Origin of the sequence: Paraburkholderia aspalathi (genome assembly GCF_900116445.1) — a bacterium.
Taxonomy (GTDB): Bacteria; Pseudomonadota; Gammaproteobacteria; order Burkholderiales; family Burkholderiaceae; genus Paraburkholderia; species Paraburkholderia aspalathi.
Genome location: NZ_FPBH01000083.1, coordinates 1 through 2,774, shown reverse-complemented (window position 1 = coordinate 2,774; position 2,774 = coordinate 1). Strand labels below are relative to the sequence as shown.

General features: G+C 60.4%; 3 protein-coding genes. All 3 read left to right on the top strand.

Annotation, left to right across the window (positions count from 1 at the left end; translation table 11 throughout):
• On the top strand, positions 1 to 1,047 hold a 1,047-nt coding region (locus BM438_RS44405; RefSeq protein ID WP_093647904.1), incomplete at its 5' end, for a CaiB/BaiF CoA transferase family protein.
• A 25-nt stretch (positions 1,048 to 1,072) separates the two neighbouring features.
• Entirely contained in the window at positions 1,073 to 2,449 is a 1,377-nt protein-coding gene (locus tag BM438_RS44400; RefSeq protein WP_093647901.1) for an MmgE/PrpD family protein, read from the top strand.
• Positions 2,442 to 2,774 (top strand): aldolase/citrate lyase family protein (locus BM438_RS44395; RefSeq protein WP_244179621.1); only part of this gene is annotated, 333 nt, incomplete at its 3' end. The genes BM438_RS44400 and BM438_RS44395, both read left to right, overlap by 8 nt.

The window sequence follows — 2,774 nt, the reverse complement described above, 5'->3', positions numbered from 1 at the left end:
CGTGCCTACGATGAGCGCGTGCACGGCATGGCCTCGCACTTTGTATGGTGCAACCGCTCGAAGGAGAGCCTCACGCTCGACGTCAAGGCCCCGCAGGCGCAGGGTATTTTCGAGCGCCTGCTTGAGGACACCGACGTGCTGGTGCAGAACCTGGCGCCCGGCGCCGCAGCGCGACTGGGTCTGTCATATGAAGCGTTGCATGAGAAGTATCCCCGCCTGATTGTCTGCAACATCTCCGGTTACGGGTCCGACGGCCCCTATCGCGACAAGAAAGCATACGACCTGCTGATCCAGAGTGAGTCCGGGTTCCTGTCGATTACCGGCGGTCCGGACACACCGGCAAAAGCCGGCTGCTCCATTGCTGACATCGCTGCGGGGATGTACGCCTACACGAACATCCTCTCCGCGCTTCTACAGCGATCGAAGACCGGCGTGGGACGGGAAATCGACGTGTCGATGCTCGAGAGCATGGTGGAGTGGATGACGTATCCCCTCTACTACGCGTTCGATGGCGCATCCCCGCCACCGCGTGCCGGCGCCGCTCACGCGACGATCTACCCGTATGGCCCCTTCCCCGCCGGCGATGCAAAGACAGTCATGCTGGGATTGCAGAACGAGCGTGAATGGGGTGTGTTCTGCTCGCTGGTTCTGCTGGAACCCGAGATCGCCGTCGATCCTCGCTTCAGTTCCAACTCGAGGCGTGTAGCAGCACGCGAGGAACTGCGCGAAATCATTGTCACCGCGTTCAGCAAACTAACTTCGGAAGAGGTCATCAGTCGACTGGATAGCGCGCAGATTGCCAACGCACGAATGAATGATATGCCCGACGTGTGGTCGCATCCGCAGCTTAAGGAACGCAATCGCTGGGTGAACATCGATTCCCCGGCCGGCTCCATTCCCGCCCTGCTGCCGCCCGGCATCAGTACTGCATCCGATGTTCGACTGGACGCCGTGCCCGCATTAGGCCAGCACACCGAAGCCCTTCTGAATGAACTGGGTTTTTCGACCAATGCAATCCGCGAGCTTCGTGAAGCGGCCGTGATCTAACTCCCCCAGTTAAGGTAAGCCTGTTATGAGCAACACCCAGATTCTTGCTTCGTTTGCGGCCAATCTCAAGTTTGAACAGATCCCCAAAGACGTGGTGGCACGCACGGAAGACCTCTTCCTTGACTGGTTCGGATCAGCACTGGCTGGCCGCGAAGCGCGCCCCGTCGAGACGATCCAGAAGTACGCATTCGAATTCGGACCGCAGTCCGGTCCCTGCGAAGTACTGATCTCCCGCCGAACCACTAGCGCGCTCTTCGCGGCAATGATCAACGCCGCCGCATCGCACTTCGCCGAACAGGATGATCTTCACAACAGTTCGGTCCTGCATCCGGCAACCGTCGTATTCCCCGCAGCGTGGGCCGCCGCGCAGGCGCTTGGCAGAAGTGGCAAAGAGTTCATCGCTGCATCTGTTGCAGGCTATGAAGCGGGCATCCGCGTCGGTGAATTCCTCGGCCGGTCGCACTACAAGATTTTTCATACTACCGGTACGGTCGGGACGATCGCGGCTGCGGCAGCAGTCGGTAATCTTTTGCGATTGAGCGACGAGCAGATGGTGAATGCGTTTGGCTCAGCCGGCACCCAGGCAGCCGGACTCTGGGAATTCCTGAAAGACGCCGCTGACTCCAAGCAACTGCATACGGCCAAGGCCGCGGCGAACGGTCTTCTCGCAGCCTACCTGGCGGCCGACGGCTTCACCGGCGCGAAGGACATCTTCGAAGGCGCGAAAGGCATGGGAGCCGGCCTGTCCACGCAAACGCATCCGGACAAACTCGCCGAAGCGCTCGGTGAGCGCTGGGCGCTGATTGAAACGTCGTTCAAGTATCACGCTTCGTGCCGGCACACCCATCCGGCGGCCGATGCTCTGCTTCAGGTTATTCAACGCGAGAAGCTCTCGCCTGACGACGTTGAGACGGTGGTGACCCATGTTCACCAGGCTGCGATCGATGTACTCGGCCCGGTAATCGACCCAAAGACTGTTCATCAAGCGAAGTTCTCCATGGGCACCGTGCTCGCTCTGGTGGCGGAATTCGGCCACGCGGGTGTGCGTGAGTTCGACGGCCACTACAAGGAAAGCAGGATCGAGCACTTCTGCAAGAAGGTCTCGATGGTGCTCGACCATGAAGTCGATACGGCTTATCCGTCACGCTGGATCGGGAAGGTCGTCGTCCAGACGAAGGATGGCCGCACCTTCGAGGGCCGCGTGGATGATCCCAAGGGCGATCCGGGCAACACGCTCACGCGCGCCGAACTGGAGCACAAAACGCTCACGCTGGGTTTGTATGGCAATGCCGCCACCGAAGACGAGCTCAAGCGCTCCATTGCATCGGTATGGGGGATTACCGACGCAACCGTCGTATCCAGACTGCTCCCTGAATCGAAACTGGAGGTCCAACATGGCTGACCTTGCACCCCGCTCCTATCTCTTCGTTCCCGGCAACCGGCCGGACAGGTTTGCCAAAGCAGCTGCGTCGGGCGTCGATGTGGTCGTTATCGACCTGGAAGATGCAGTCCCCCCCACCGAGAAGAAAATCGCGCGAGCGGCCCTCGCCGAATGGCTGTCGACGAACAGTACGCCGGTGGCGGTCCGTGTGAATGATGTGAACAGCGAATGGTTTCGCGACGACATCGCCGTATGCCGTGCGCCATCCGTCGCCGCCGTCATGCTGCCCAAGACGGAACGCATCGACGATATCTTCCTCTGCGAGTTCGCCGGCAAGCCGACCGAC